At 41.8% G+C, this 5214-nt stretch carries 4 protein-coding genes; 1 reads left to right on the top strand and 3 read right to left on the bottom strand.

From position 1 onward, the window contains the following. Positions 1 to 210: 210 nt before the first annotated feature. The 3 genes from H6G76_RS36005 to H6G76_RS35995 all read right to left on the bottom strand — a co-directional run bounded on the left by H6G76_RS36005 (position 211) and on the right by H6G76_RS35995 (position 4070). Positions 211 to 2430: an AAA family ATPase gene (locus H6G76_RS36005; RefSeq protein ID WP_190710971.1), complete on the bottom strand. Its 2220-nt coding sequence runs from the start codon at positions 2428 to 2430 to the stop codon at positions 211 to 213. Positions 2431 to 2563: 133 nt separating this feature from the next. Continuing rightward, positions 2564 to 3508, bottom strand: a complete 945-nt coding sequence (locus tag H6G76_RS36000; RefSeq protein ID WP_190710970.1) for an RpoD/SigA family RNA polymerase sigma factor — start codon at positions 3506 to 3508, stop codon at positions 2564 to 2566. 301 nt (positions 3509 to 3809) lie between these two features. Next, the gene (locus H6G76_RS35995; RefSeq protein WP_190710969.1) at positions 3810 to 4070 is read right to left on the bottom strand and encodes a hypothetical protein; all 261 of its coding nucleotides are present in this window, start codon (positions 4068 to 4070) and stop codon (positions 3810 to 3812) included. Between the two features lie 362 nt (positions 4071 to 4432). Here H6G76_RS35995 and H6G76_RS35990 point away from each other — a divergent pair, with 362 nt between their 5' ends. Continuing rightward, the gene (locus H6G76_RS35990; RefSeq protein WP_190710968.1) at positions 4433 to 5059 is read left to right on the top strand and encodes a DNA-3-methyladenine glycosylase; all 627 of its coding nucleotides are present in this window, start codon (positions 4433 to 4435) and stop codon (positions 5057 to 5059) included. Positions 5060 to 5214 lie beyond the last annotated feature (155 nt).

Below are 5214 nucleotides of genomic sequence, written 5' to 3'. Positions count from 1 at the left end.
ACAGTTATCTCAGTTGCACTCAACTTAATGAATCCTCAACATTTAAGAAACTGGTTTACTAATTGCTGTTACTGTACCTCATAACACAGGAAACTGCTGTATGTTTTAAACTATTTGCTTTTTACTTAAAATCGAAGGTTTGGTTCTTTTTGTAGCTAGTTATCAGTTTTATATGTATTTTATAAATGTCAGATTTCACAGAAATAAGGTTTAACATTTGTAAACCTTGAAAAAAGCGATCGCACTTTGCCAATCAATTGTCTGGTTGAGCAAGTAGTGGGTGAAAGTCACTTTCAGCCTTTCTAATTCTTCTAATGTAAGTTTTTCTCCCAGATGTTGTGCATAACTCTGTCGATTCCCCTTGGTGGCAAACAAACGCTCTAAAAAAACACTACTGATGTGTATTTGCGTTAAATTTTGTTCAACTACCATATCTACTGTTAACCCTGTTGATGCAAAAGCATCATGTAAGTCATCAGCATCCCAGTTGAGCATAGGATCTGATTGATTAGTGTACATCGCTTCTTCTGCATCAACTAATCGCTCATACAACTTTTCATCCAATGCGTTTGCTGGAAGTAAGCGATATAACCGTTGAGTGTAACGTGGTACAGTCTCAGCCAGTACCAGTTTTCCTCTTAACGGTATTACTTGGGCTAAGGTTTGGGCTGCCTGTAATTTGTCAGGTTCAGACATCAAGGCATTTCGTCCCATGATGCAATCAAACTGAACAGTTGGTGCCGCCTGGGCTAACACCGCAGGCAATTGAGAGATTGGCTCCGTCAAAATGACCGGACGCATCAGTTGGGGTAGTGCGGCTGCTTGCTCTTGTAGTGCATTAGCATCGATATTTGTACGAACACAAGCATATACCCCACCTTCTGGCACTTGCCGAATCGCTTCCCAAGTTAGTAGACCTGTGCCAGCGTTAATATCTAACACTAAATGATGCCGCTGCAATTGGGCTAACTCAAAAATCCGCTCTCTTACGGTTGCTAACTGCGTACCCACTTGTGAAAGTGTTCGCTGTAACCAACGCTCACTAGCTTTGTCGCTACTTCCATAAGTTAATATTTCTAATGGTGTAACAGCACTACCTTCCATCAAGGCAGCTAGTTGAGCTTCGCGGCGGCGCAAGACTTGGGTGTTAATTTCTTTTTCTTTGCCTTGGGCTGATGGTTGGTAGAATACTTGCCCTTGCAGGCTGGTTGGTAAATATTGCTGTGCTACCCAGTGATCTCGATAAGCGTAAGGGTAAAGATAACCTTGTCCATGCCCGAACCCTTTCTTGTCTCGATTTGCATCCTTCAAATGGTTAGGTACATCTTTTTCTGTTTCTTGCTCTACAGATGCTAGTGCATCAAAAAAGCCCATGATACTGTTTGACTTCGGTGCAGTTGCTAAATATAGGGTTGCTTGTGCTAGATGATAACGTCCTTCCGGCATCCCCACTCTGTCATAAGCTTCATTACAAGCATTGACAACGACAATCGCGTTGGGGTCAGCTAACCCTACATCTTCACTTGCTAAAATCAACATCCGGCGAAAGATAAACCTGGGATCTTCTCCCGCATAAACCATTTTCGCCAACCAGTACAAGGCAGCATCCGGGTCAGAACCTCGCAAGCTCTTAATAAACGCGCTGATTGTATCAAAGTGGACATCACCTTCTTTGTCATACAACACTGCACGCTGTTGAATTGACTCCTCTGCTACTGCCAAACTTATATGTATGATTCCTTTTGCGTTAGCTGGCGTTGTCTCCACAGCCAATTCCAACGCGTTCAGTAATGAACGTGCATCACCATTGGCAACATTTACCAAATGTTCTAAAGCTTTATCTTCTATTTCTACTGACAATTTGCCATATCCGCGTTCGCTGTTAGTTAGCGTTTGCTGAACAATTCTGTACAAATCTTGGTCGTTTAGTTGCTTTAATTGGAAAATCCGTGAACGGCTCACTAATGCTTTATTGACTTCAAAGTACGGATTTTCTGTAGTAGCACCGATTAAAATCACTGTGCCGTTCTCTACCCAAGGCAACAGCGCATCTTGCTGGGACTTGTTAAAACGATGAACTTCATCCACAAACAAAATCGTCCGTGAAGAGTACATTTTTCGCTGTTGTTGCGCTGTTTCTATGGCAGCACGAATTTCTTTGACTCCTGACAATACTGCGTTGATCGCAATAAAATGAGCGCTCGTTGTATTCGCTATCACTCTTGCCAGTGTCGTTTTTCCTGTCCCTGGCGGCCCGTAGAAGATTATCGACGATAGTTGATCTAAACTAATGGCACGTCGTAATAGCCTGCCTGGGCCAATAATATGATCTTGACCAACAAATTCATCTAGTGTCAAAGGACGCATCCTTGCCGCTAGTGGTGCAAGAGTTTCTTCGATTTTCTTTAGATGTTGGTCAAACAAGTCCATCTCTTACTTCGTAATCATCTTGAGCTAATAAATTGCCACTACCCCTCTGTGCAAATTTTAACGCAACCACAATAATTAGCTTGACGCTTTAACGCATCATAATGTACATTTCAAGACTGTTACATCCAGCAAATCAAACCAAATACTCTTGCATCTGCTGTTGCTGAGAATGCAACAATTTGAGCGCTCGATTCTGAACAGTCTTCACTTTCGATTGTTTAATGTTGAGCCTCTGAGCAATTTGCTTCGTTGTCAGCTTGCCTACATTGCCCAACCCAAAGCGAAACATCAGCACTTGCCTTTGCATTGGCTTGAGCGTTATCAAGCAATTTGCCAAATCTTGTTTCAGAAATCCTTCGTCTAGATACTCATCTGGCGAAGTGCTATCGGCAGACAGGATCTCCCAAAAGTCAACTTCATCCTCTTGACCCATTGGGCGATCTAATGACAATGGTTGGCGAAACGCTATTAGGCATTCTCTTACTTGGTCTGGGCGCAGTTGGGCAAACTCGGCTATCTCTGCAATTGTAGGATACCGCCCCAACATTCTTGCTAAGTCTCGTTGTACTTTTTTGAGTTTTACCAAGCGATCATTCATGTGACTTGGCAATCTGATCGTGGTTGACTTGTTAGCAATCGCTTTTGTGATTTCCTGCCGAATCCACCAGTAAGCGCACGTTGAAAACTTATAACCTCGATTTGGATCAAATCTCTCGACCGCTTTTTGTAAACCAATCGACCCCTCTTGTACTAAATCCAGAAATTCTAGATGACTCCACCGATGCTTTTTAGCAATCGCCACCACTAGCCGCAGATTAGCTGCAATCATCTTTTCTTTGGCTTGCTGTCCTAACCGCAGAATCTGTGATACTTCAGCTTCACTTTTTCCCAGATCCGCAGCTAATTGAGACAAGGCTGGCTGATAATGTAGCTGCAATTCGAGAGCTTCTTTGTATTGATTTATTACCATCATCTGCTGCACTTGACGAGCCAGAATAATCTCTTGCTCTGGTGTCAGCATGGGATATTTAGAGATTTCACGCAAGTAGATGCCTACACTATCTGGCTGGAGGGTCATTCTTTCTATTTTTCTCTAAAAGCTTGGAATTACTTTATCGGTATCAACTTGCAGAATAAAATATACTTTACAATTTGAAAAATTTAGCTCAAATCTTGGCATTTTGCGCCAGTTAAGTCGGATTTTTCTAACTCTACAAGCAACTTTCTTGATTGACACCTAGCCCAAGGGAGCTAGATAGATTGACTTGCTATGTAGTACAATTGTTCTGTTCAGGGCGAGAATCGCTTAAAGCAAATTACAATCAATGCTTCTGTCCAGCAATTGGCCAGAAGCATTTTGTTGAGAGTGTGAGATTACGTTACGAAGACTTTTGAAAATCCACATCACTCTTATAAACCTTAGCTCTAGGCTTGCCCTTCTTAGCTGGTGCAGCCACTTTAGACTTCTTAGGAGGCCCTGGAGGACGACAGGTTTCACAGTACAGGGGTCGTGGGCCATAAGTTTCACGAGAAGTTGATTGATCGCATTGCTTACAGACGAAGTTAAAAATGCGCGTGTGGATTTGCCGTTTGTGCGCTCTGACTGTGTACTCTTTGACTTGAATTTCTTTACTGGGCATCAGATACCTGTAATTTTCTCTATTTAAATAATAAGTATAAGTTTGAGCTTTTTACTATGTCCAAAGCTATGTTTGATTAGACACAGACAATCAAGTTCTAGCAGAAAAATTGTGTATTTAATTACAATCGAAGCAGAGATTTGAATCGACCGCATCGAGTACAGCACCAATTACAAGCGTCTTTAAGTGCTGTGGCAATTTCTTTCCAGTTAGGTGGGTAGATACCCTGGCTCATAACAGTGTTTTGAGTGGCTAATATTGTTCAGGAACTCCTGATTAATCACAAAAGCTTACCGCAAAATCAACTTAAATAAAATGATGATACAGTTGAGAGCGATCGCTTGAAGATGACTGGGCAACGGATGGACTATTCAATCGCAATCCAAACACTCAAAAATTCAGATTCAATCTTAGCGAATGTCATTGAAATAGTAGGAGATTGTCAACTATATCAAGTGCAACAAACACAAGACTTGCTATTTTCGCTGTCCAGGTCAATTCTTTACCAGCAATTATCGGGTAAAGCCGCCGCCGCCATCCACAGTAGATTTTTGCAGCTTTATCCCCAAAACCTACCAACAGCTTTAGATATCCTGAATACCCCAGATGAAGTTTTGCGTACTGCTGGGATTTCACGCCCCAAGATTGTGTATTTAAAAGATTTAGCTCAAAAAGTCACAGATGGATTGCCGACTATAGAACAATTGCAGGTAATGGATGATGAGGAAATAGTCAAAACTTTAACACCAATCAAGGGCATCGGGCGTTGGACAGTCCAGATGTTGTTGATGTTTCGGCTACATCGACTGGATGTTCTACCTGTAGATGATTTAGGTATTCGTGCCGCCATTCGCCATTTGTATGCTTTAGCTCAACTGCCTGATAAAAAAACTGTCGAAGATTTAGGGCGAAGGTGGAAACCTTATCGTTCAGTTGCTTGTTGGTATCTCTGGCGCAGTCTGGAAGTAAAAACAAGTTTAGTTAAGTGACTACAGTTAAAATTATGCTCATCATAATTACTGGATAATTTTATGGCAGACATCAGCGGTAATTGGCTAGGAACCTATTGGCAAGATGAAATGCCAACACGATTTGAAGCAGCTTTTGTGCAAAGTGGAAATGCTTTTACAGGTTCTATCCTAGA

The organism is Nostoc sp. FACHB-152 (assembly GCF_014697475.1).
GTDB lineage: Bacteria > Cyanobacteriota > Cyanobacteriia > Cyanobacteriales > Nostocaceae > Nostoc_B.
This window is presented reverse-complemented; position numbering and strand designations above follow the sequence as displayed.